This window comes from Winogradskyella sp. (assembly GCF_965228925.1).
Lineage (GTDB): Bacteria > Bacteroidota > Bacteroidia > Flavobacteriales > Flavobacteriaceae > Winogradskyella.
In genome coordinates this window covers 790,983-813,435 of the sequence record NZ_OZ245845.1, presented here as the reverse complement: position 1 = coordinate 813,435, position 22,453 = coordinate 790,983, and the positions used below count along the sequence as shown (strand labels likewise).

Sequence of the window (22,453 nt, the reverse complement as noted above, 5' to 3'; positions counted from 1 at the left end):
ATAGGGCTGTTAATACAAAATAGACTATGAAAATTGAATTTAAGAGCTTAGAAGAGGTAGAAAAATCACATATCATTGATCTCATGAACAATGCATTGGTACGAAGACAAATGCCCTTGTTAAAAGGGGATTTTAATGAAACGGATTGCGATAGATTTGTCAGTGCTAAGGCGCAGATGTGGAAAACACATGGTTTTGGCCCATGGGCTTTTGTCATCGATAACAAGTTTGCGGGTTGGGGTGGCATACAACCAGATAATGGGGAAGCGGACTTGGCTTTAGTATTACATCCAGACTATTGGGGTATAGGCAAAGTTTTATATAAAAGAATAATAGATAAGGCTTTTGGCGAACTTGGTATAAGTTCAATTCAAGTGCTATTTCCCCCTACCAGAACACGAATAAAAGGCTTGTTGCGTCTTGGTTTTGTAAAAGATAAGGACGTAAAATCAGGGGATGAGCATTTTATTAGATATGTACTAAATAAGAAGGATTAAATAGGAATTTGAAGCCTGAAACGCGTTCCTTTTCCTATGGCACTCTTCACTATCATTTTACCTTTTAGATAATTGACGCGCGATTGAATATTCCTCAGGCCATAACCTTCAGTATTCACTTTGTCATAATCAAAACCGATACCGTTATCCGCTATATTTAAGAAAAATTGTTTGTCATCTCCTTTTACAGCCACTTTAAGATAATTAGAGTTTGAATGTTTAATGGTATTCTGTATGAGTTCTTGAACAATTCTATAAATATGAAGTTCTTTAGATTTGTCAATATGGTCCCCCTGTATATCATGCTCAAAAACAACTTCAATATTAGAACTCAATACGATAGTGTCCAAAATATTCTCTATGGCCGACACTAGACCAAACTTAACAAGTTCTTCGGGCATCATATTATGAGAGATTCTTCTAGTTTCTTCAATAGTCTTAGAGAGTATGCCATTGACTTCCTTTAAATGCTCTTCATTGTCCTCACTTGGTTTAAATAGGGATAAGTAATTCTTAAGAGAAACAAGCATAGCACCAATGCTGTCGTGCAAGTCTCTAGCGATGCGATGCTGTTCTTCAATTTCAGTTTTCGCAATAGCATCAAACACTAAATTTTGTTTTCTTATTTCTGAGCGCCGGTAATAGATAAATCCTAATACGACAATGAGTAAAATAACAATGAGACTCACGATTACAAAAGTTCTTAGGGTTCTGTTTTTTTGGTTAAGATTATTTTGCTGAATGAGATTTTCTTGAGTCAGGCTTAATATTTCATTTTGCCGCTCCATGCGCTCCTGTGTATATTGCAGCTCCTTTAATTTTGTCGCATCTTTTGCGAGCCTAACAGAATCGCGCCATTTATGAAATAATTTAAGATTAGCAATGGCCCGCTCATATTGGCCAAGGTCTTCATAAAACTTATAATACTTCATATAAATATTGGCATAGCCTTCTGCAGAACCGGCGTCTTCAAGAATTTTTAGGGCCATATCTAAATATTCCCTAGACCTTGTAAACTGCTTTTTTTTGCGATGGATTCGCGCTAAATTACCCAAAGTAAGGACCTGAGTCTCGATATCCTTATTGCTTTTAGAAATACTGTAAGCCTCATCATAGTATCTGAGCGCCAATTCTAAATCCCCTTTTTCATCATAGGCATAACCTAAATTGTTGTAAGTAAGCCCTAATTGTTTATATGGGTCATGATCAGTATTCTGCTGAAGGGCTTTTTTAAACAGAGCAATGGCCTCTGAATACATGCCATCAGCAACATATACCAAACCTAAATTAGACAGAATGGTGGGTTGAAATTGAACAGGTTGTTTTTCGCTAAGGCTGAGACTTTCTTCAAGATATGTTTTTGCCCGTTCTAAATTTTTATTTTTCCATGAGATCATGCCCATATCGTTTAGTGCAACCATTTTTCCCAAAGTATCGCGAACACGATTGGCGAGTTCCAAGGCTTTTGTACTCCACTTATACCCCTCATTGTCATAGGATCTACTAAAATGGGTTTGGGCAGCATTGTTATAGGTCTCGACCATCAACTCCAGATGGCTTTCAACTTGGATTTTTAGTGCCATGTCGTTGACCACTATAGCACTATCTATTCTATAATTCCTAATTAAATAATCCGTTAGGGTATTCAATGATTTAAGCCTATATTGTTCTGAATTTTCAGGTAAATCCTCGAAGAGGTTCTTAGTCTTAAAAAATGCCTCTAAGCGATCGAGGACATCATCACTGCTAGAGATGGAAATAATGGAGTCTGTTAAAGACGGATGAATAGTCTGACTATATACCATGTACGGTAATAGCACTAGTAAGAGCATAAAATAGGTACGCCGAAGCATAAGGTCTTAATTAGTATAGTCTTAAGACCAAAAGATACTAATTAGTTTCCTGTTTCGGATGTTCGCGTTGTTATTGTTTTGTCAAAGTTAACTATCAGATACAATGTTTCGAGCAAGCGCCTTGTGAAGTAGGTCGAAGTAGGCCCCAGTGAGACCACACTTTGGTTAAAAAAGACCTTTCAAAAAGTGTCATTCTGAATGAAATGAAGAATCTGATCAAATTATAATGTGCTGGTTATTAATTGAATAAGATTCCCTGCCTGCCCTGCCTAGACGGTCGGCAGGGAGGACAGGCAGGCAGGTTCGCCCTGACACTTACGGTCAGGACTCTGAATGACAAAGACTAATCACTTTTCTGAACCTCTTTTTTGCCCTACCGCCTGTGTCGCGTGGGATACATCTTCTGTTTAAAGTCCGTAATCTCATCCTTTAATTTTTTGTTGGCTTTTTCCAACAGTTCGTTTTGGTGTTTCATAATGCTCAAGAGATCGTGCATGGCATTAAGGTTTTCGAGTTGGGTAAAAACGACCTGCTCGAGGTCGGCTTTGGTGTAACGGATGCTCATAATTATAGCTTTAAGTATTCAAAAAAAATCTTAATAGGTTAATAATATGCTTTAAAAGCATAACAAAGTTATTAAAAATATTTAAATAAATACTTTAAAGCATAAAATAATGCTAATAACATATAAAATAAAGTTGATATTTTTGAATTAAAGTCATATCATATTATATGGACAAAAAGGTTTATAACCGTATAAAAGCGGTTTTGGCAGAAAAAGGGAAAACAAATAATTGGTTGGCAGATCAATTAGAAATGAATAGAACCACCATTTCAAAATGGTGTAGGAATGATATGCAACCAAGAATCGAAAATTTATTCCAAGTAGCAAAGGCTTTAGATGTAGATGTTAGGGAATTGCTTGTTTCGACAAAAGAATAAATTCTGATATCCCCGAAGAAAAATATCTTAATTTTAAAACAACCATAACGTAATTAATTTAGAGGGGCTTACACGATGGTGTTGAATCTAATAGGTCTTTTAAGGCCTTTAGTAAAACAACAAAATATATGACGATTATAACTAGTCAATTTGTAATAGTAACTATTTTCAATAAAAAGGTGCTGTAAACTTTTTCAATACCTCATGCAATACGTTGCACACTCCAATTAATTTTTATGTTGCCCTTTTTTGGTTAACCGTAACACCTTTCAACTATTATTGATTTTCTGCTACAGTTATTTGTTTTGTTTCAGGCAGTTACTATATTTTTATAGTTCAATAATTAGTGTATGGAATCAAAAAAAATCGAATCAATATTTGAAGATTATCTAAATAAAGAAAAAACAAACTACGCTTTATTAATTAGTGGAAGATGGGGAAGTGGCAAAACGTATCTGTGGAAAAATATACTTGAAAAAAAGGCTGCTAAAATGGAATTTAAGCCAGTGTATGTATCTCTGAATGGAATTAGTGATGTTAGGGAGATTGAAAGTATTTTATTAAGTAAGGTTATGCCATTTGCGGATAAGTTGGAAAATGAGTTTATCAAAAATTCGCTCAAATTTTTACGAAACGGTGCAAATGCAATTGGAAACATTTTGGGTGGCGGTACTCAATTAGCAGATTTAACAAGAGGTATTGATTTAAACCTTGATTTATCTAAACTTGTTTTGTGTTTTGATGATTTAGAAAGGTGTCAACTGCCTTTAAAAGAAGTTCTAGGGTTGATAAATGATTACACTGAACACAAGAATCTAAAGGTCATAATATGTGCAGATGAAGCCGAAATTAAGAAGAAGGTTTATAACAAAGTCAAGGAAAAAGTAATAGGTAGAGTTTTAAAGTATAATGCTGATTACGATGAAATATTTGATAGCTATGTTAAAGCGCATTCTGATAGTGAGTTCTGTAACTTTTTAAATAAAAAGAAAAATATCATAATCCAATTTTTTAAAAAACATGATATTCAAAATTTGAGAACATTTGGCTTTTACCTAGAAAACATCAGCCTTTTATATAAGTACTATAAAGATGAAAATGAAATAGCTATTGAAAATATGCTTTTTTTTACGGCAATAATTAGTAACGAGTTTAAGAGTGGGGAGTTAACTGTTTCACATCTAAAAGATAAAAAAGGTATTAAAAATGCCATTCTATATGTTGATTTAGATGAAATTGTTGATGGTTATATGGGTTCACCGATAGTTAAAAGAAAAACTAAAGAAAAAAAAGTAAAAAGCTATAAAGAGCGATTCACCGAAAAATACTTGAATACTCAAAATGATAAAAGCATGTTTGTATTTTCTGATACAATTTTTGAGTTTGTATTATCTGGCTATCTCGATGAAGAAAAATTAAAAGGTGAAATTAGTAAAAGATATGGTAATAAAGACAGTACAGAAGAAGATAGAGTATATAATACATTGATGGGTTATAATTTTAGACTTCTTGAGAATGATGATTTAGATACTGCTATTTCAAAAGTTTTAGAATTTGCAGAAGGTGGCAAATATAACATGTATAATTATCAGTCTATTTACAATAACCTAAAGTATCATATAGAAATAGGATCTTTGAACTTATCAGAAGAAGAATTAGTTTCTCGTTTAATAAAAGGATTAGGTATATCAAAAAATATTTCAGATGTGAACCTTACTCAGATGGACCACATACAACACTTTAAAAAAGAGGAAAAACTAAATGCAATAGAAAGTAAGATTTTCGAATTTCATAATCAAAAAAGAAGTGATGAAAAAAGCACTAAAATGAATAAAATTTTTAATATTATAGAAAAGGAATTAGTTGTAGTTGATAACTTCTTTGTTGAGGTTCTAAATTCTGAAAACTGCCTTTTTGAGTTTATTGATCCAGTTGCCTTTTTTAAGAAAATCATAGCATTAAAAAATAAAAATTTGCTTGTCTTTAGCAACGCTCTTGCTGATAGATATAAAAAGAGTTATTTTGAGTTCCCCGAAAAAGAATTACCATTTTTTGAAACACTAAAAGAGTTAATCAAGGATTACATGGGCGATAAAGATTTGAAACATCCTAAAAAGATAATTTTAGAAGAACTTTTAGTAAGAATAGATGAAATTATTAAACGTTTTAGTGAAGCAACTAAATTAAGAACGTAAGGGCTTATTGAGAAACTACCCTTTTCGCATTTTTAAAATTTTAATGAGGATTATCTTTTTATGAAATGTTGGCTAGATAAATCAAAAAACCCTTTATTTGCAGGGTTTTCAGTACTCAAGGTGGAAACACAGAACAAAAACTGTTTCAACATTAATTAAACTGGTTTTCACTTTTCTACATCCCATGCATCTCCAAGATCTGTTGATACCGCTCATCCTCCTGCAGATAACCAAAAAAACTTTCGTTTTCTCTTTTCAACCGTCTGGATTGCTTGTTTCTTATGGTATCTAAGTAAAAGAGCACGCTATCCGTTTGTTTTAGACCTGCAAAGACGACGGCCAATTGGTGATTTTTTTCACTGGCATAAGACCTCTTTTTTATAGCATCTATCGCTCGATAGGCGCCCAAGGTGTCCCCCGTTTTCACATAGCAATAGCCCAAAAAACGATGGTAAGCACTTTGCTTTTTTGCAATTTGCTCTAAATAAGGGATGGCGTCCTTATAATGCTTTTGGTCCATGTACATCCTAAAATAGGATCGATTAATGACGAAAGGATTATGGTCCGTTGCTCTGCTTTCAATCGTTTCCAAAAGTTTTTTGGCACGCTCATATTCTTTATTAGACAAGAGCGCCTCAAAATAACTAATCCCCGTAGAAAACGACAAGGGATCTAAGCGATAAGCGATTTCGGCTTGCTGCAATTGTTTTTTAGGTTGCCCCGTATAAATAAAAAAGGTCGCGTATTGGCGTCTTGCAGTGAGGTCGTTAGGGGAAAGGGCAATAGCCTTTTTAAAATTGGCTTCTGCCACCTCATAGTTTCTGTAGGTATTATTGATTAAACCTCGTACCGTATATATGCGCGATACCTTATCATTAATTTGTTCGGCTTGGTCTAAATAAGAATTCGCTAGTTCGGCCGCTTCCTGAGGGTCTCTTCCGGAGTAATAGGTTTCCAAATAGATGGAGTTGGCAATTTCAGCATAAGCTACCGCATAGTCAGGGTCTATGGCGATAGCATCCTTATAAAGTAAGATGCTGTTGGCGATACTTTCCTTAGTCCGTTTGTCAGCCTCTTTTCTACCCTCTACATAGCGTTTATAAGCTTCAATATTTTGCGTGGAGACAATTTTAAGATTTTGCTCTTCCTCAAAGGATAAATTAACCTGAAGCGCGTCGGCAATTTTATTGGACACCTCGGTTTGTATATCAAAAACATTGGTCAGTTTTCTATCATAGTTTTCAGACCAAATATGTTCATCCGTTGAAGCATCAATCAGCTGAGCCGTAATTCTAATATCATCATTATAGGTTCTTATACTGCCTTCTAATATGTACGACACTCCCAATTCTTTAGCAATTTCCGGAATCGTTTTTTTGCTGCCACGATATTGCATCACCGATGTTCTTGAGATAACATGCAATTCTTTGAGTTTAGACAGCTGCGTTAAAATATCTTCGGTAATGCCATCACTAAAAAAAACGGACTCGCGATCATCACTCAAATTATCAAAGGGTAAAACGGCAATGGAAAGGTCCTTAGAAACGATATGGGTTTTATTAAAATGAAAGAATGCAAAAACGGAAAGCGCTATAACAACTAAGCTTAAAGCATAAATGAGGAAGGAAGTTTTGCTGAGGTGTCTCTTGCCTTTGTCTTTAGTGGTGTTTTTTAGTTTTCCTTTAATGTCTTCACGCTTGGGCACCACCAATCCATCGTTAGCGATAGCAAACAAAGGCATGGCGTGCTCTACGTTTTTTAGTTCGTAGGCATCTATAAACTTTGCCTTGATCTCGCGATGGTTTCTAATCTGATCATGTACTTTGTCCGAAATAAGAACACTCCCGGAAACTGCGCAAGACTCAATTCTAGAGGCAATATTAACCGCATCCCCTACAATATCATCGTTGGTATATAAGATGTCGCCCATATGAATACCAATGCGTATGGGAATTTTGGGTTCTTGAAGAAAAGCCATTTGTAACTCAATGGCACACTGTACGGCCTCGAGGGCACTGGTAAAAATACTTAAAGTGCCGTCACCAAAATACTGGACAATCTCACCATTATAAGCGGCAGTGGTATTTTCAAACGTGCTTCGGTGGCGCTCACGAATGCTTAAGGCGTTCTCCTCACTATGACTCATTAGAGAGGTATAGCCCTCAATGTCTGTGAACATTATAGCAGCAAGGAGTCTTTTTTTAGACATGTTGGTCCGTAGGGTTATGACACTCAAATTTAAATAAAATTTGCATGCAGATAAAATGGTTTTTGCCGTGCTACAATTATTAATATCTTTAACAGGACTATCTTTAAGTGCTTATGTCAAAAAAAGAAGCTAGTACCTATGTTGAGTTTTTGGCTCAGGTCCCTTTTTTTTCCGAAGTTTCTAAATCGTCGCTAACGCATTTGTGCCAAAGTGCACACAACGTCAGTTACCAAAAAAATGAGACCATCTTTAAAAAAGGGGATTTGGGAGAGTCCATGTACATCATTATGGAAGGCAGCGTTAAGGTTCATGAGGGGAATTACGTGTTTAACACTATGGATAGTGGCGATTGTTTTGGGGAATATGCACTCATCGACGAAGAACGTCGATCGGCTTCGGTAACGGCTTTGGAACGATCAAAAGTTTTAAAAATTGAACGCGATAGTTTTCTTGAAGTCATAGCCTCAGATCCTGACTTCTCCCTTGGAATGCTTGCTGTTTTAATAAAGCGACACAGAGACATTAATGTGATTCAGGAAAACTTAGCGAATTCAAAAGAAGCTCTAGAGCTGGCAAACTCTAAAATGAAAGGTCTTATTGAAGGTGCGATGGATGCTATTATTATGTTCGATAGTAATTTTAGAATCGTGCTCACCAACCCTTCCGCGAATAAGCTATTGCAAAACAAGGATGTCTTGCAGCGCAATGTCTTATACTTTTTTGACAGTGAGAGTGCAGTGCTAATTGAACAACTCGTAAAGGACGAACTAAGCCATAAGACATCCGTTAATAATTATTTACCGGATATAGTGCGGGTTATCGGTTCTGACGAGAAGGAAACACTCAACGAAGGCACTATAAGTAAGTATGGCAATCACGCCGATACATTTTATACGCTCATTCTCCGAAACATTGAAGAGCGCCTTGAGGCCGAGAACCAGATTAGTTTCTTGACTAAGCAAACGCAATACTTAGAAAAGGAGATACAGGAGCTGACCAATACCTATGGCATTATTGCAGAAGACCAAAGTATGCGCAATGTGCTTAATCTCATTGAGCAAGTTGCTACCACCAATGCTACCGTGCTTATTAATGGTGAAACAGGGACGGGTAAAGAATTGGTGGCCAGGGCCATTCATAAAACAAGCCATCGAAGCGATCAACCTTTAGTTAGAATAAATTGCGGCGCTATCCCTGCTAATCTGATTGAAAGTGAATTATTTGGACACAAAAAAGGAGCGTTTACCGGTGCAACAGCAGACCGCAAAGGCCGTTTTTTGTTGGCTGATAATGGCACTATTTTTCTAGATGAAATAGGTGAGATGCCCATTGATTTACAACCCAAACTGCTACGGGTCATACAAGAAGGAGAGTTTGAACCGGTCGGTAGTTCTGAAACATTAAAAGTCGACGTTCGGATTATAGCAGCGACCCACAGGGATTTATTGCAGCATGCTACAGAAGGAAAATTTAGGGAAGACCTATATTATAGATTAAATGTATTCCCGATTGTCGTGCCTCCTTTACGACTAAGAGGCAACGACATTTTTCTGATTGCAGAGGAAATGATAACACAATTCTCCAAAAAATTGAATAAGCCAATATCAGCATTGTCAGATGCAGAGAAACAGCTTTTAATGTCCTATTCGTGGCCAGGTAATGTTAGGGAATTGCAAAACCTTATTGAAAGGGCCATTATTATTTCGCAAAACGGACAGGTTAATTGGCAGCATATTATTCCAAAGGAAACAGAAGATAAATCAGTGCCCCAACAGATAGCTCAAGAAAAAATATACACTACCTCTGAATGGGCGAAACTAGAAAAGGAAAATATCCTGAAGGCCCTAAAGCAAACGCGCTGGAAAATATCCGGTAAAGACGGTGCTGCCGAATTACTTCAAATAAAGCCAACAACTCTAGCTTCAAAAATTAAGGTATTGGGCATCGTTCGCCCTGTTTAGAACACCTATCGCTTACGAAATATCGTAAATCACTAACGAAATATCGTTTAATTACGAATTTTAGTAAGTAAAACTAGTATTGGATTTGTTGTTAAATAATTGATTGTCAAAAACTTATATGTTTTGGCACGGCAATCGCATTATACTTGCCAAACAAAATCAATTATTAAATTTAAATCTTAAAACAATGATTACAACAGCAAATGTAAAAAACGGAGTAAACGTCGATCAATTAGTAGAAACTATTGAAGCCGTTCAAGGCAATCCAGAATTAGCTAAATTTCAATTTAGAGCTAAAAACAACTGGATTGATGGTGGACATTGCGTATCTAGTATTAAAGGATTCTACGGTGTAGGAGCTGAAGACACGTCGCGTGAGGAAACCTTCACTATGGAATGTAGCCACCCGCAAGTGCTATTAGGAAAAGATGAGGCAGCAACACCACCAGAAGTATTATTGCACTCACTAGGATCTTGCTTAACAGGAGCTATGGTGTACCATGCAGCGGCCAATGGAGTTAACATTGAGAGTGCTTCGTCTTCTCTAAAGGGCAATGCCGACTTACATGGATTTTTAGGCTTGGATCCTGAAGTTCGTATGGGATTCGATGGTATTACATTTACCTTAAAAGTAAAATCAGACGCATCGGTCGAAGAATTGGAAAAATTTGCAAAATTCTCACCTGTATTTGACATGATTAACAATCCAACACCAGTTTCAATCGAAATTGTAAAGGAGTAGTTCTCAATTTAAAAAAGGCTACTCAACATAGAGTGGCCTTTTTTTATGATCTCATCTTTAGTCATGACACTTCCGACTCATAGCATAACCAACGCCAATCAAGCTGTAGCCAAAGTAGCCTATAAAACCAATGACCTTTGTGCCATTTATCCTATAACACCAGCATCCGAGATGTCTGAGTTGGTCGAGGAATGGAGTGCTAAAGAACGAGCAAATGTTTTTGGTGCTGTACCTAGTGTCATAGAAATGCAAAGTGAAGCCGGAGTGGCAGGAGCCATGCATGGCGCATTGCAAACCGGTTCGCTTTCTACAACCTTCACCGCATCTCAAGGCTTGCTGCTTATGCTTCCTAATATGTATAAAATTGCTGGGGAGTTAACCCCTAATGTCATACATGTTGCCACCAGAAGTATAGCGGCGCATGCCCTTTCGATTTTTGGGGACCATAGCGATGTTATGGCCTGCCGCCAATCCGGATATGCATTTTTAGGAAGCGCCTCTGTACAAGAAGCTCAAGACTTTGCACTCATTGCCCAAGCGGCAACCTTGGCATCCAGAGTACCATTCGTTCATTTTTTTGACGGGTTTAGGACCTCTCACGAGATATCCAAGATAGAAAACCTTAGTGATGAGATGATTCTTAACATGATGGACTATAAAGACATTGATGACCATAGAAATAGAGCATTAAATCCTGATAACCCTGTTTTGAGAGGGAGTTCCCAAGGGCCAGATGTGTTTTTTGAATCACGGGAAGCCACTAACAAATACTACGATGTATGTCCAGAAATCGTACAATCGAAAATGGATGACTTTGCGAAGCTGACCGGAAGAGCCTATCGCATCTTCGAATATTATGGGCATCCAGAAGCCGAACAGCTTATCATTTCCATGGCGTCTTCTGTGGAAACCATCTCAGCAACCATTGATGATTTGAATAAAAAAGGTGAAAAGTATGGACTTATTAAGGTCAGGTTGTTTCGCCCATTTAGCAAAAAGCATGTATTAGAAGCCTTACCAAAAACGGTGAAAGCCATCGCTGTATTAGATAGAACCAAGGAAGTGGGATCTGCCGGCGAACCCTTATATCTGGATGTATTACACGCCTTGACACAAGCATTTCAGAATGCGGAGATAGCCCATCTTCCCAAAGTTATAGGTGGACGTTATGGCTTATCTTCTAAAGCATTTACACCTTCAATGGTCAATGCTATTTTTCAAAACCTAAAACAAGAAAGACCGTTACATAATTTCACGGTCGGCATTGAAGATGATATCACCCATTTGAGTTTGCCAAAAAGCAATTTTAAACTTAAGCTTAAAGCGTTTCAGATGATATCTTACGGCTATAAACCCAATAATAATGAGGAAAGCGAAGCTACAGGGTTGATTTCTATTTTAGGAAACGAATCCTCTAGTTTTGTACAATTCTACACGGAGATTGATTATAAGAAAACACAGTCGCGACAAGTAAGGCATATACGTTTTGCTGACCAACTCATTAAAGCGCCATATTTGATAGCGGGGGCTGATGTTATTACTTGTGAAAATTCAGGTTTTATCGAAAACGATAGTGCTTTACAACGTATAAAAACCAATGGAAAACTATTGGTTAATTCAGAGCTTTCGCCTGAGTTATTCTGGAAATCACTTAAGAAAAGAACACAACAGCAAATCATAGAAAAGGAGCTGTCGTTGTATATCGTTAATCTTAACGATCTTAAAACCAATTACGCATTAGAGAATTTTAAAATCTCAGCGCTCGATGCCTGTTTTTATTGTTTGACCGAACGCTTTGGATCGTCAGCGTGGCGCAAGGATGTGTCTCATCGTATACTTAAGGTCGACTGCTTAAATGAGACTGATCATCTTCCGATAGAAGATTCTCCCGAAATCAATACGCCGATTGGTTTTATCGAAAAACTGCTCAACACCAATCAAAATACCATTAAGGTGAGTGATGTACCCGTTGATGGGACATACCCAACAAACACCTCTATTCTAGACACACCAGAACATGCCGATTTTATACCAGAATGGCACCCTGAAGCTTGTATACAATGTGGAGCCTGTTCTATGGTCTGTCCTCAAGCGGCGCTGCGAATGAAAGTGTTTGATGATTCTTATTTAGAAGCTGCGCCCGACGCTTTTGCCACAATCCCATCTATTGATTTTAAAGATGAGCTCTTCTCCATTCAGATTAATCCCGACCATTGCAACAGTTGTGACCATTGTATTGAGGCCTGCCCTGAAGCTGCACTGAAGGCATCGCAATCAGTGGGCACTTTTGAAGTCAATAAAACGCATTGGGATTATTTTGATGCCATACCCGAATTTGACAGACATAGAATTGACAACACAAATTTGAGCCAACAGCAATTGCAAGAGCCCTTGTTTAAGTATTCAAAGGGAGAGCTCGGTTGTGGTGAGGCGCCTTACCTAAAATTGTTGTCACAGTTGTTTGGTGACAGACTATTAGTAGCGAACGCTACAGGATCGAGCTCCATTTTTGGTGGAGCTTTACCAACAACGCCCTGGGCAAAAAATGCTAATGGCAAAGGTCCCGCTTGGTCAAACTCCCTATTCGAAGATAACGCCGAATTTGGTCTTGGTTTTTGTTTGTCCTTAGACCAACAAGAGCAGAAAGCTAAAAAGATGCTAAAGACACTATTCGCTGAACTTGATTTTGATCTGGCTCATGATATATGGAGTGCGAAGCAGCATACCGAACAGGAGATTTTAAAACAAAGACAAAACGTAGAACAATTAAAAGGCGCGCTTAAAGCGATTGGGTCTCACCAAGCTATGGAATTATTAAAAATTGCAGACAGTTTGGTTAAAAAGAGTGTTTGGTGTGTTGGTGGAGATGGCTGGGCCTACGATATAGGCTATGGAGGTTTAGACCATGTCTTATCTTCTGGAAAGAACATCAATATTTTGGTTTTAGACAATGAGGGTTATGCCAATACGGGCGGTCAAGTTTCAAAGGCCACACCTTTTGGAGCTTCGGCTAAATTCGGGTTTAACGGCAAGCAAAAACAAAAAAAAGACCTAGGCTTTTTAGCTATGAATTATGATGATGTATATGTCGCGTCAGTAGCCATAGGAGCAGACAAAGCACAAACCTTAAAAGCATTTATTGAAGCGGAGCGTTTTGATGGCCCTTCAATTATAATTGCATATTGTCATTCGGCATCCCATGGCATTAACATAAAGACACCTCAAAAGTATCATAAAGCACTAGTAGATTCAGGGCAGTGGTTGCTGTATAGAAATGATCCTGGAAAGGAAAGTCCTTTTCAACTAGACTCTAAAAAACCGTCCATGAAAATTAAAGACTACTTAAGTTTGGAAAGTAGGTTCTCTAAGTTATTTCAAGATAAAGATGACAGCATAGGTCATACTTTAGACAATATTCAAGACTATGTAGACCGACGTTATAAAAAATATAGACACTTTTCTAATTTAAGCCAGTAAAATAAGGCACAAAAGACCATAATCTGTGTTTTTTGTGGTGGATTGCACATTGGCAACTTAAAAATTAATATTATTTTTACGTTAAATGTAGTTTAGGAATGTGCATATCTTCCCCAATTTGAACCCATTTTAAGTAGTTCGTCGACAATATTTGCCGTTTAAAGACGTTTTTTTACTTAGATTTATTTTGTTAGGTCGGTTTTTTTTATACTTTTACACCTTTAATTGTAGCATGCAGAGTAAAAATATGTTAGCCTCAATCTTATTTTTCTTCGTGAGTTTTGTATCCATGGCTCAGGGACCTACACCTCCTCCCCCAACACCCCCATTGCCGGGACTGCCTATTGATGACGGAATTTTGATACTATTTTTGCTAGCTTTAATTCTTGGAATTTACAGAACTTACAAAATCTCAAGGAAAACAATTTAGTGCCTTAGCTCATTAAGCCGCTTTACATATTTACCGATCACATCAAATTCTAGATTGACCTTATCTCCTACTTTTAGGGCATTAAATGTGGTATGTTGATAAGTGTAGGGGATGATTGCCACGGAAAATTGATTTATTTTAGAATTAACCACAGTAAGACTAACCCCATTTACGGTAATTGAACCTTTCTCTATTGTAATATTGTTAAAGCCAGTATCGTATTCGAAGGTAAATAACCAACTGCCGTCTTCTTCTTTTATAGCAATACATTCTGCAGTTTGATCGACATGGCCTTGCACGATATGCCCATCAAGACGATCGCCTAGTTTCATGGCCCGTTCAATATTTACGGTGTCTCCTTCTTTAAGTGCACTTAAGTTTGTTTTATCTAAGGTTTCCTGAATGGCCGTTACAACATAGTTGTTATTATCAATAAGTACCACAGTAAGGCAAACACCATTATGGGCCACACTTTGATCAACTTTTAACTCATGGGTAATGGAAGTGCTCAAGGTTAAATGGAGATTACCGTTTTCCTTTGCTAGTTTTTGCACCGTTCCTAGATCTTCTATAATACCTGTAAACATTAAATCTACTTTATTTGGTTAAATTTGCACTGCAAAGTTAAGCACACAAGCAGATACAATTATAGATTTTAATATAAAAATAGGATAACTATTTATAGGCATGAAGAAAGAAGAAAAAGTTGTTGTTGGTATTTCCGTAGGCGATCTTAATGGCATTGGGCCAGAAATTATCATCAAAGCTTACGAGGATCCCAGATCACTTGAGTTAAGCACGCCCGTTATTTTTGCGTCAGGAAAGATCATGCAGTTTTTTAAGAACCATTTTAAGAGTAAGATCAATTTTTTTAACATCAATGATCCACAAAAGTTGGTGCATGGTAAAGTTAACGTAGTTAACGTTTGGAAAGAACCGGTTAAAATTGAGTTTGGTAAGGAAGACAAAAAAATAGGAGAATATGCCATTAAATCGCTCGAGGCAGCCACCAAGGCCCTTAAAGCTGGGACTATAGATGTTTTGGTAACAGCTCCTATAAACAAACATAATATTCAATCAGATACGTTTAATTTTCCGGGCCATACCGATTATTTGGCAAAGGTTTTAAACGGAAAGAGCCTTATGTTTATGGTAACTGAGGGCTTACGCGTAGGGCTTTTGACGGATCATGTACCTCTGAAAGAGGCGGCCAATCATATTACAGAAGCATTGATAAGGGAAAAAATAGAGACAGTCACCAAATCACTAAAACAAGACTTTGGTATTAGTAAACCTAAGGTCGCTGTATTGGCAATTAATCCGCATGCCGGCGATAATGGGGTTATTGGAAAGGAAGACGATGTTGTTTTGAGACCAACATTAGAAAAAATAAGACAGGAAGGTAGTTTGGTATACGGACCTTATTCGGCGGATAGTTTTTTTGGTTCCAACAGCTACAAGAGCTTTGATGCTGTGATTGCCTCTTATCACGATCAAGGGTTGATACCTTTTAAAACCATATCATTTGGTGGAGGTGTAAATTATACGGCCGGTCTTGATAAAGTAAGAACTTCGCCAGATCATGGTACAGCCTACGAAATAGCAGGAAAAGGAGAGGCTAATGAAAATTCATTTGTTCAAGCTATTTACGCGGCGATTAAAATATACAGGAATCGACTAGACTATAGTTTTTATACCAAGAATCCTTTGAAAAAAGCGTCGAAATAGATATGAACAAAATTTGTTGATATCTGGCCGTTAAATAAGTAAAATTTTATATATTTGCAGGCTCAAAATGAGTGTGGTAATGAAGGCATTAAAAGAATATACGATCCAATTCGTTGGATTAAAAGTAGGGGAGCACGATTTTGATTATACTATTGACAATACGTTCTTTCATAATTTTGAATATGAAGAGTTTAATGAAGTTGATGTAAAAATCGATTTAAAACTCATCAAAAAAGCAACACTATTGGAGTTGTTTTTTAAGGCGTCAGGATATGTTAATGTGAATTGTGACCTCACTAACGAACCCTATAATCAGCAAATTGGAGATGAATTTAAGTTGGTGGTTAAGTTTGGGGAAACCTATAATGACGATAATGAAGATATCTTAATTATACCGCACGGGGAATACGAGATTAATATTGCCCAGTATATTTACGAGCTCATCATATTAGCAGTTCCGGCAAAACGGGTCCATCCAGGTATTGAAGATGGAACGTTAAAATCCGATATCCTCTCAAAATTAGAAGAATTGAGTCCGAGTGAACAGAACGATGAAAAAGCATCTGAGGATATCGATCCTCGTTGGAATAATTTAAAAAAACTATTAACGGATAAATAACATTTAAAATGGCACATCCAAAACGTAAAATATCTAGAACAAGAAGAGATAAAAGAAGAACACACTATAAAGCTTCTGTACCTCAAATAGCAACTTGCCCTACGACTGGTGAGCCGCACTTGTATCACAGAGCGCATTGGCATGAAGGAAAGCTATATTACAGAGGCCAAGTCCTAATAGATAATTCCGCTGAAGAAGAAAACCTAGCATAACTATTATGCGCGCATAGTATAAAACGCTCACCAGTGAGCGTTTTTTTTTGTTTAAATTTTTTGAATAGGTCAAAAACTACTTAATTTGCATAATTATTTGCCAAAAAATGATAAAAACGCACTGAAAATCATTGTTTTTTGTCATTTTTAAATACTTTTAATTAATCTAAAAGCTAATAATGGGTAAGATTACAGCGGCAATTACAGGTGTCGGAGGCTATCTTCCAGACTTTGTACTATCGAACAAAGTACTAGAGACCATGGTAGACACAAACGACGAATGGATTACGACGCGTACAGGAATCAAAGAGCGTAGGATTCTTAAAGAAGAAGGAAAAGGCACATCATTTTTAGCCATTAAGGCAGCTCAAGATTTAATAGATAAAAAAGGCCTAGATCCTAAAGATATAGAATTAGTCATAGTTTGCACGGCAACTCCAGATATGAAGGCGGCTTCAACGGCTGCTTATACTGCAACACAAATAGGAGCTGTAAATGCCTTTTCTTATGACTTAGAAGCAGCCTGTTCTAGTTTTCTTTTTGGGATGTCAACGGCGGCAGCCTACATTGAATCTGGTCGTTATAAAAAAATACTACTCATAGGAGCCGATAAGAACTCATCATTCATCAATTACAAGGATAGGGCGACCTGCATTATTTTTGGCGATGGTGCTGGTGCTGTTTTATTCGAACCCAATGAGGAAGGGCTTGGTTTACAAGACGAACTTTTAAGAAGTAACGGCGAGGGCCGGGAATTTTTGCAGGCTACGTATGGGGGCTCATCTTATCCTATAACACAAGAAGCTTTTGATGAAGGCAAACATTTTGTGTTTCAAGATGGTCGAACCGTATTTAAAAATGCCGTTTTTAACATGGCAGATGTCGCAGAACGGATACTAAAAAGAAACAACCTTACCAATAATGATATCTCTTGGCTAGTAGCGCATCAGGCCAATAAGAGAATTATAGATGCCACAGCACAGCGTATTCATCTAGAAGATGAAAAAGTAATGATGAATATTGAGAAGTATGGTAATACAACTTCTGCTACTTTACCGTTATTACTTTACGACTACGAATCACAACTAAAGAAAGGTGATAATTTGATTTTTGCCGCCTTTGGAGGTGGATTTACTTGGGGCTCGATTTATTTTAAATGGGCCTATAACCCTAATTAAGCACTAACTAACACAAATATCTAAATACTATGGATTTAAAAGAAATTCAGAACTTAATAAAATTTGTAGCCAAATCTGGCGCGAGTGAAGTTAAGTTAGAAATGGATGATGTTAAAATTACCATCAGAACGGGTTCTGATAGCGATACTACGATTGTTCAGCAAGTACCTGTTCAAGCTGCTGCACCAGTTGTTCAGCAACAGGCTCCAGCGCCAGTTGCCGCTCCAACGCCAGAAGCGCCGGCTGCCTCAGCTCCAGCAAGTGATGATTCTAAATATGTTACCGTAAAATCACCTATCATAGGCACATTCTATCGTAAGCCATCACCAGACAAACCTGTTTTTGTTGAAGTAGGCACAGAAGTTAAGGAAGGTGATGTCCTATGTGTTATCGAGGCTATGAAGCTATTTAACGAAATCGAATCTGAAGTATCAGGTAAGATCGTTAAGGTTTTAGTTGACGATTCTTCCCCAGTCGAGTTTGACCAACCGTTATTTTTGGTTGATCCATCATAACAATTGAAAATTCCAATCTACAAATCCCAAACCCAATTATTGGAATTTGGTGCTTGGAAATTGAATTTTTAAAAGAAAAGTTATGTTTAAAAAGATACTAATCGCTAATAGAGGTGAAATAGCACTGCGTGTTATTAGAACCTGTAAAGAAATGGGCATTAAAACTGTTGCAGTATATTCAACAGCTGATGCTGACAGCCTTCACGTTAAGTTTGCGGATGAAGCCGTTTGTATTGGTCCAGCTCCAAGTAATGAATCGTACTTAAAGATTTCAAATATTATAGCAGCTGCAGAAATTACGAATGCGGATGCTATTCATCCAGGATATGGATTCCTGTCTGAAAATGCCAAATTCTCTAAGATTTGCGAAGAACACGGTATAAAATTCATAGGCGCCTCAGAGGAGATGATCGCTAAAATGGGTGACAAAGCTACGGCTAAAGCGACGATGAAAGCTGCAGGAGTGCCTTGTGTACCAGGAAGCGATGGCATTATAGGAGACTATGAGGAATGTGAAAAACTTGCCGAAGAAGTGGGCTACCCAGTGATGTTAAAAGCTACTGCAGGTGGAGGAGGAAAAGGGATGCGTGCCGTTTGGAAAAAAGAAGACCTTAAACCTGCTTGGGATTCTGCCAGACAAGAGTCAAAAGCGGCGTTTGGCAATGACGATATGTATATGGAGAAACTCATTGAAGAACCAAGACATATTGAAATCCAAGTGGTAGGAGATTCTAGCGGAAGGGCTTGTCATTTGTCCGAAAGGGACTGTTCTGTACAAAGACGTCATCAAAAGCTTACAGAAGAGGTACCCTCTCCTTTTATGACAGATGCTTTGAGAGATAAAATGGGAAAAGCGGCAGTTAAAGCGGCCGAATTTATAAATTATGAAGGTGCGGGTACTGTAGAGTTTCTAGTAGACAAACACAGAAATTTCTACTTTATGGAGATGAATACGCGTATTCAAGTAGAGCATCCCATAACCGAGCAAGTTATAGATTTTGACCTTATTAGAGAACAAATATTAGTGGCTGCAGGTGTGCCCATCTCTGGTAAAAATTATACACCAAATTTGCATTCAATTGAATGTAGAATAAACGCTGAAGATCCCTTCAATGATTTTAGACCTTCACCAGGAAAAATAACAACACTTCATGCCCCTGGAGGTCATGGCGTTCGTCTAGATACCCATGTTTATGCGGGTTATAGTATACCGCCTAATTATGACTCAATGATTGCCAAGTTAATTACAACAGCGCAAACTCGTGAAGAAGCCATTAATAAAATGAAACGCGCTCTAGATGAGTTCGTCATTGAAGGTATAAAAACAACCATTCCTTTTCATAGACAACTTATGGAACATCCCGATTATTTAGCAGGGAATTACACGACCAAGTTTATGGAAGACTTTAAGATTAAAGAAGAGCTTGAAGATTAAATAGAAAAAGCGACCAATAAAGGTCGCTTTTTTTATGCGTTGTGGTGTAAGATTATCTTATAAACATCGACAGTTTATTCATGTTATAGGCATTTAATTGTGAATATATCAAAGGTTTGTGATGTTTGTTGTGAAATCCTCACATAACCAGTACCTTTGTAAAAAAAATCAAAGAAGAACTATGAAAAACAAATACCTACAGTTCTTTTTGGGGTTGTTATTGACTGTATGTTTCGTGCCACAGAGTACTGCTCAGAAAACAGAAACGACATGGTCCATCAAAGCATCTAGCGACATTCCTCAAAAGAACATTGGCTTTTATAAAGCCAAGCCTAAGTATTCCACATTAATAGATATTAATATTGATCGGTTAAAGCAACAACTCATCAATGTGCCTCAACGTCATTTAGTTGGTAAGCGTCAAGGTGTGGTTGTGCAATTTCCCAATCAGGAAGGTAAGTTAGCGTCTTTTTTAGTACAAGAGGCCTCAGTTATGGAGGCGGAATTGCAAAATCAGTTTCCTGAGATACGATCTTTTGTAGGCAAGGGCATCGATAATCCGACCGCAATATTGAGATTTAGTATGTCCCCACAGAAAGGATTGAGTGGGATGGTACTATCGGATGGTAAAACCGTTTTTATAGAACCATACACTGAGGATAAAAAAACCTGTATTGCATTTATTAATTCCAACGAAGACGGACCAAGGCCAGCATTTATCTGTGAAACAGAATACAGTCCTTATGAAAGTGGTATGTCCGATGAAGTATTTAGTGCCTTGCGAAACGCCAATGATGGAACACTGAGAACCTATCGTTTAGCACTTGCTTGTACAGGGGAGTACGCCCAATTTCACGGTGGAACGGTACCAGACGTGTTAGCAGCAATGAATGTTACAATGACTAGAGTTAACGGTATTTATGAAAGGGACTTAGGGGTGACCATGGTCATTATTGCCAATAATCCGAATGTTATTTTCTTAGATCCCAATACGGATCCCTATACAAACAATAATGGGCCTGTAATGCTAGGTCAAAACCAAACCACACTTGATACGGCTGGTGCTCCAATTTTTATAGGTTCTGCCAATTACGATGTAGGCCATGTGTTTAGTACGGGCGGTGGGGGTATTGCTCAATTGCGTTCTCCATGTGTGCCAGGATCAAAAGCGAGAGGCGTTACGGGCTTACCTTCTCCAGTAGGTGATGCTTTTGATGTGGACTATGTGGCTCATGAACTAGGTCATCAATTTGGCGGTAACCACACACAAAATAATAGTTGCCAAAGGTCCGGTGTTTCCGTAGAACCCGGTAGTGCTTCGACCATTATGGGCTATGCAGGTATTTGTGCTCCTAATGTCCAAAATAACAGTGATGATTATTTTCATGGGGAGAATTTAAGAGAAATGTGGGCCAATGTTTTTACAGGAAACAGCAGTACCTGCTTTGTAGGCAGTGCTACAAATAATGTAGCACCAGTGGTAGATGCGGGTTCGGATTTCACCATTCCAGTATCCACGGCATTTGTCCTTAGGGGATCTGCAACAGACGCAGATACCGCTTCTGGCTTAACGTATTGCTGGGAGCAAACCGATGCGAGCCCTGCAACAATGCCTCCCCAACCTACGAATAGCGGTGGCCCTCTGTTTAGGTCATTAGACCCAACGACTTCGCCAGATCGCTATATGCCAGCTCTAAATACCGTTTTATCTGGGTCGTTAGCAACCACTTGGGAAGTCGTTCCCTCTGTAGGTAGAACCATGAACTTTTCATTAACTGTAAGGGACAATGAACTTGGTGGCGGTGCCACAGGTTCAGACGATATGGTCGTCACGGTACAATTATTTTCAACCCCATTTACGGTTAATACTCCAGCATCTTGGCCTGCCAATTCGAGTCAAGAAGTGTCATGGGTGGTCGGTCAGACGAATACGGGTGCCATTAACTGCCAAACCGTTAATATCCGTTTTACGACTAATGGTGGATTATCCTTTACAACCTTAGCTTCTGGGGTTCCCAATACGGGTACCGCGACAATAACAGTTCCGGATATCCCCAATACAAATAATGCCATAGTTCTTGTCGAGGCGGCCGACAATATTTTTTATGCGGCATCGAGTGCCTTCGCTATTACAGATCCTTTATCCATCGAAGAATTTGGTATTGATAATCTCAGCATTTATCCTAACCCCAATAATGGAGCCTTTACTATAGGATTTGACCCAAGATCTGGTGAAGCTATTCGCGTAGAGGTTTATGATATAAGAGGAAGGGCGATATACAGAAAAGAATATTCTAGCATCAGTAGATTTGAGGAAGTCATAAGATTGAATAATGCACAATCAGGTGTTTATGTGCTACAACTTTCTGAAGGCCCTCGAAAGGCAGCTAGGAAAATTATTGTGGATTAACCATTAATTTATAAATTAAGGCTCCTAAAATTTAGGAGCTTTTTTTTGCC

General features: G+C 37.9%; 17 protein-coding genes. 13 read left to right on the top strand and 4 right to left on the bottom strand.

The genetic code is table 11. The annotated features are described in order from the left end of the window. The first annotated feature begins 26 nt into the window (after positions 1 to 26). The gene (locus ACO052_RS03235) at positions 27 to 497 is read left to right on the top strand and encodes a GNAT family N-acetyltransferase (RefSeq protein ID WP_422106581.1); all 471 of its coding nucleotides are present in this window, start codon (positions 27 to 29) and stop codon (positions 495 to 497) included. Here ACO052_RS03235 and ACO052_RS03230 read toward each other — a convergent pair. Both ACO052_RS03230 and ACO052_RS03225 read right to left on the bottom strand, forming a co-directional pair. Then, the gene (locus ACO052_RS03230; protein ID WP_422106580.1) at positions 494 to 2,329 is read right to left on the bottom strand and encodes a tetratricopeptide repeat protein; all 1,836 of its coding nucleotides are present in this window, start codon (positions 2,327 to 2,329) and stop codon (positions 494 to 496) included. The genes ACO052_RS03235 and ACO052_RS03230 overlap by 4 nt on opposite strands. Before the next feature lie 394 nt (positions 2,330 to 2,723). Further along, positions 2,724 to 2,915, bottom strand: coding sequence for a hypothetical protein (locus ACO052_RS03225; RefSeq protein ID WP_422106579.1), 192 nt, complete (start codon positions 2,913 to 2,915; stop codon positions 2,724 to 2,726). A 167-nt stretch (positions 2,916 to 3,082) separates the two neighbouring features. Here ACO052_RS03225 and ACO052_RS03220 point away from each other — a divergent pair, with 167 nt between their 5' ends. Both ACO052_RS03220 and ACO052_RS03215 read left to right on the top strand, forming a co-directional pair. Beyond that, the gene (locus ACO052_RS03220) at positions 3,083 to 3,292 is read left to right on the top strand and encodes a helix-turn-helix transcriptional regulator (RefSeq protein WP_422106578.1); all 210 of its coding nucleotides are present in this window, start codon (positions 3,083 to 3,085) and stop codon (positions 3,290 to 3,292) included. Between the two features lie 350 nt (positions 3,293 to 3,642). Further along, positions 3,643 to 5,487, top strand: coding sequence for a P-loop NTPase fold protein (locus ACO052_RS03215; RefSeq protein ID WP_422106577.1), 1,845 nt, complete (start codon positions 3,643 to 3,645; stop codon positions 5,485 to 5,487). A 175-nt stretch (positions 5,488 to 5,662) separates the two neighbouring features. Here the strand turns inward: ACO052_RS03215 and ACO052_RS03210 are convergent, their stop codons facing one another. Next, positions 5,663 to 7,696 carry an adenylate/guanylate cyclase domain-containing protein gene (locus tag ACO052_RS03210; protein WP_422106576.1) on the bottom strand — a complete coding sequence of 678 codons (2,034 nt, stop codon included), beginning with the start codon at positions 7,694 to 7,696 and terminating at the stop codon, positions 5,663 to 5,665. 113 nt (positions 7,697 to 7,809) lie between these two features. Between ACO052_RS03210 and ACO052_RS03205 the strand changes: the two genes are divergently transcribed. The 3 genes from ACO052_RS03205 to ACO052_RS03195 all read left to right on the top strand — a co-directional run bounded on the left by ACO052_RS03205 (position 7,810) and on the right by ACO052_RS03195 (position 13,876). Continuing rightward, positions 7,810 to 9,657 carry a sigma 54-interacting transcriptional regulator gene (locus tag ACO052_RS03205; RefSeq protein ID WP_422106575.1) on the top strand — a complete coding sequence of 616 codons (1,848 nt, stop codon included), beginning with the start codon at positions 7,810 to 7,812 and terminating at the stop codon, positions 9,655 to 9,657. A gap of 187 nt (positions 9,658 to 9,844) precedes the next feature. Next, positions 9,845 to 10,399, top strand: coding sequence for an OsmC family protein (locus ACO052_RS03200; RefSeq protein WP_422106574.1), 555 nt, complete (start codon positions 9,845 to 9,847; stop codon positions 10,397 to 10,399). Between the two features lie 63 nt (positions 10,400 to 10,462). Beyond that, a complete protein-coding gene (locus tag ACO052_RS03195; RefSeq protein ID WP_422106573.1) occupies positions 10,463 to 13,876 on the top strand; it encodes a 4Fe-4S binding protein in 3,414 nt (1,137 codons plus the stop codon). Positions 13,877 to 14,302: 426 nt separating this feature from the next. On the opposite strand, the gene ACO052_RS03190 is transcribed toward ACO052_RS03195, so the two are convergent. Further along, complete coding sequence (locus tag ACO052_RS03190; RefSeq protein WP_422106572.1) at positions 14,303 to 14,893, bottom strand: riboflavin synthase; 591 nt, start codon at positions 14,891 to 14,893, stop codon at positions 14,303 to 14,305. 100 nt (positions 14,894 to 14,993) lie between these two features. Between ACO052_RS03190 and pdxA the strand changes: the two genes are divergently transcribed. The 7 genes from pdxA to ACO052_RS03155 all read left to right on the top strand — a co-directional run bounded on the left by pdxA (position 14,994) and on the right by ACO052_RS03155 (position 22,403). Then, positions 14,994 to 16,034 carry a 4-hydroxythreonine-4-phosphate dehydrogenase PdxA gene (gene pdxA / locus ACO052_RS03185; protein ID WP_422106571.1) on the top strand — a complete coding sequence of 347 codons (1,041 nt, stop codon included), beginning with the start codon at positions 14,994 to 14,996 and terminating at the stop codon, positions 16,032 to 16,034. A gap of 79 nt (positions 16,035 to 16,113) precedes the next feature. Continuing rightward, positions 16,114 to 16,653 carry a YceD family protein gene (locus ACO052_RS03180; protein WP_422106570.1) on the top strand — a complete coding sequence of 180 codons (540 nt, stop codon included), beginning with the start codon at positions 16,114 to 16,116 and terminating at the stop codon, positions 16,651 to 16,653. 8 nt (positions 16,654 to 16,661) lie between these two features. Next, positions 16,662 to 16,865 (top strand): 50S ribosomal protein L32, encoded by a 204-nt coding sequence (gene rpmF / locus ACO052_RS03175; RefSeq protein ID WP_111683250.1) that lies wholly within the window; start codon positions 16,662 to 16,664, stop codon positions 16,863 to 16,865. A 179-nt stretch (positions 16,866 to 17,044) separates the two neighbouring features. Next, the gene (locus ACO052_RS03170; RefSeq protein WP_422106569.1) at positions 17,045 to 18,043 is read left to right on the top strand and encodes a beta-ketoacyl-ACP synthase III; all 999 of its coding nucleotides are present in this window, start codon (positions 17,045 to 17,047) and stop codon (positions 18,041 to 18,043) included. Positions 18,044 to 18,072: 29 nt separating this feature from the next. Next, complete coding sequence (gene accB / locus ACO052_RS03165) at positions 18,073 to 18,558, top strand: acetyl-CoA carboxylase biotin carboxyl carrier protein (RefSeq protein WP_422106568.1); 486 nt, start codon at positions 18,073 to 18,075, stop codon at positions 18,556 to 18,558. A gap of 82 nt (positions 18,559 to 18,640) precedes the next feature. Next, positions 18,641 to 19,993, top strand: coding sequence for an acetyl-CoA carboxylase biotin carboxylase subunit (gene accC / locus ACO052_RS03160; protein ID WP_422106567.1), 1,353 nt, complete (start codon positions 18,641 to 18,643; stop codon positions 19,991 to 19,993). A gap of 181 nt (positions 19,994 to 20,174) precedes the next feature. Beyond that, on the top strand, positions 20,175 to 22,403 hold the full coding sequence (locus ACO052_RS03155) for a reprolysin-like metallopeptidase (RefSeq protein ID WP_422106566.1): 2,229 nt from the start codon (positions 20,175 to 20,177) through the stop codon (positions 22,401 to 22,403). Positions 22,404 to 22,453 lie beyond the last annotated feature (50 nt).

What these genes read in the sequence shown, in the direction of transcription:
- ACO052_RS03235 (WP_422106581.1), top strand. Translation starts at nt 27, where the DNA reads ATGAAAATTGAATTTAAGAGCTTAGAAGAGGTAGAAAAATCACATATC.
- ACO052_RS03230 (WP_422106580.1), bottom strand. Translation starts at nt 2,329, where the DNA reads ATGCTCTTACTAGTGCTATTACCGTACATGGTATATAGTCAGACTATT.
- ACO052_RS03225 (WP_422106579.1), bottom strand. Translation starts at nt 2,915, where the DNA reads ATGAGCATCCGTTACACCAAAGCCGACCTCGAGCAGGTCGTTTTTACC.
- ACO052_RS03220 (WP_422106578.1), top strand. Translation starts at nt 3,083, where the DNA reads ATGGACAAAAAGGTTTATAACCGTATAAAAGCGGTTTTGGCAGAAAAA.
- ACO052_RS03215 (WP_422106577.1), top strand. Translation starts at nt 3,643, where the DNA reads ATGGAATCAAAAAAAATCGAATCAATATTTGAAGATTATCTAAATAAA.
- ACO052_RS03210 (WP_422106576.1), bottom strand. Translation starts at nt 7,696, where the DNA reads ATGTCTAAAAAAAGACTCCTTGCTGCTATAATGTTCACAGACATTGAG.
- ACO052_RS03205 (WP_422106575.1), top strand. Translation starts at nt 7,810, where the DNA reads ATGTCAAAAAAAGAAGCTAGTACCTATGTTGAGTTTTTGGCTCAGGTC.
- ACO052_RS03200 (WP_422106574.1), top strand. Translation starts at nt 9,845, where the DNA reads ATGATTACAACAGCAAATGTAAAAAACGGAGTAAACGTCGATCAATTA.
- ACO052_RS03195 (WP_422106573.1), top strand. Translation starts at nt 10,463, where the DNA reads ATGACACTTCCGACTCATAGCATAACCAACGCCAATCAAGCTGTAGCC.
- ACO052_RS03190 (WP_422106572.1), bottom strand. Translation starts at nt 14,893, where the DNA reads ATGTTTACAGGTATTATAGAAGATCTAGGAACGGTGCAAAAACTAGCA.
- pdxA (WP_422106571.1), top strand. Translation starts at nt 14,994, where the DNA reads ATGAAGAAAGAAGAAAAAGTTGTTGTTGGTATTTCCGTAGGCGATCTT.
- ACO052_RS03180 (WP_422106570.1), top strand. Translation starts at nt 16,114, where the DNA reads ATGAAGGCATTAAAAGAATATACGATCCAATTCGTTGGATTAAAAGTA.
- rpmF (WP_111683250.1), top strand. Translation starts at nt 16,662, where the DNA reads ATGGCACATCCAAAACGTAAAATATCTAGAACAAGAAGAGATAAAAGA.
- ACO052_RS03170 (WP_422106569.1), top strand. Translation starts at nt 17,045, where the DNA reads ATGGGTAAGATTACAGCGGCAATTACAGGTGTCGGAGGCTATCTTCCA.
- accB (WP_422106568.1), top strand. Translation starts at nt 18,073, where the DNA reads ATGGATTTAAAAGAAATTCAGAACTTAATAAAATTTGTAGCCAAATCT.
- accC (WP_422106567.1), top strand. Translation starts at nt 18,641, where the DNA reads ATGTTTAAAAAGATACTAATCGCTAATAGAGGTGAAATAGCACTGCGT.
- ACO052_RS03155 (WP_422106566.1), top strand. Translation starts at nt 20,175, where the DNA reads ATGAAAAACAAATACCTACAGTTCTTTTTGGGGTTGTTATTGACTGTA.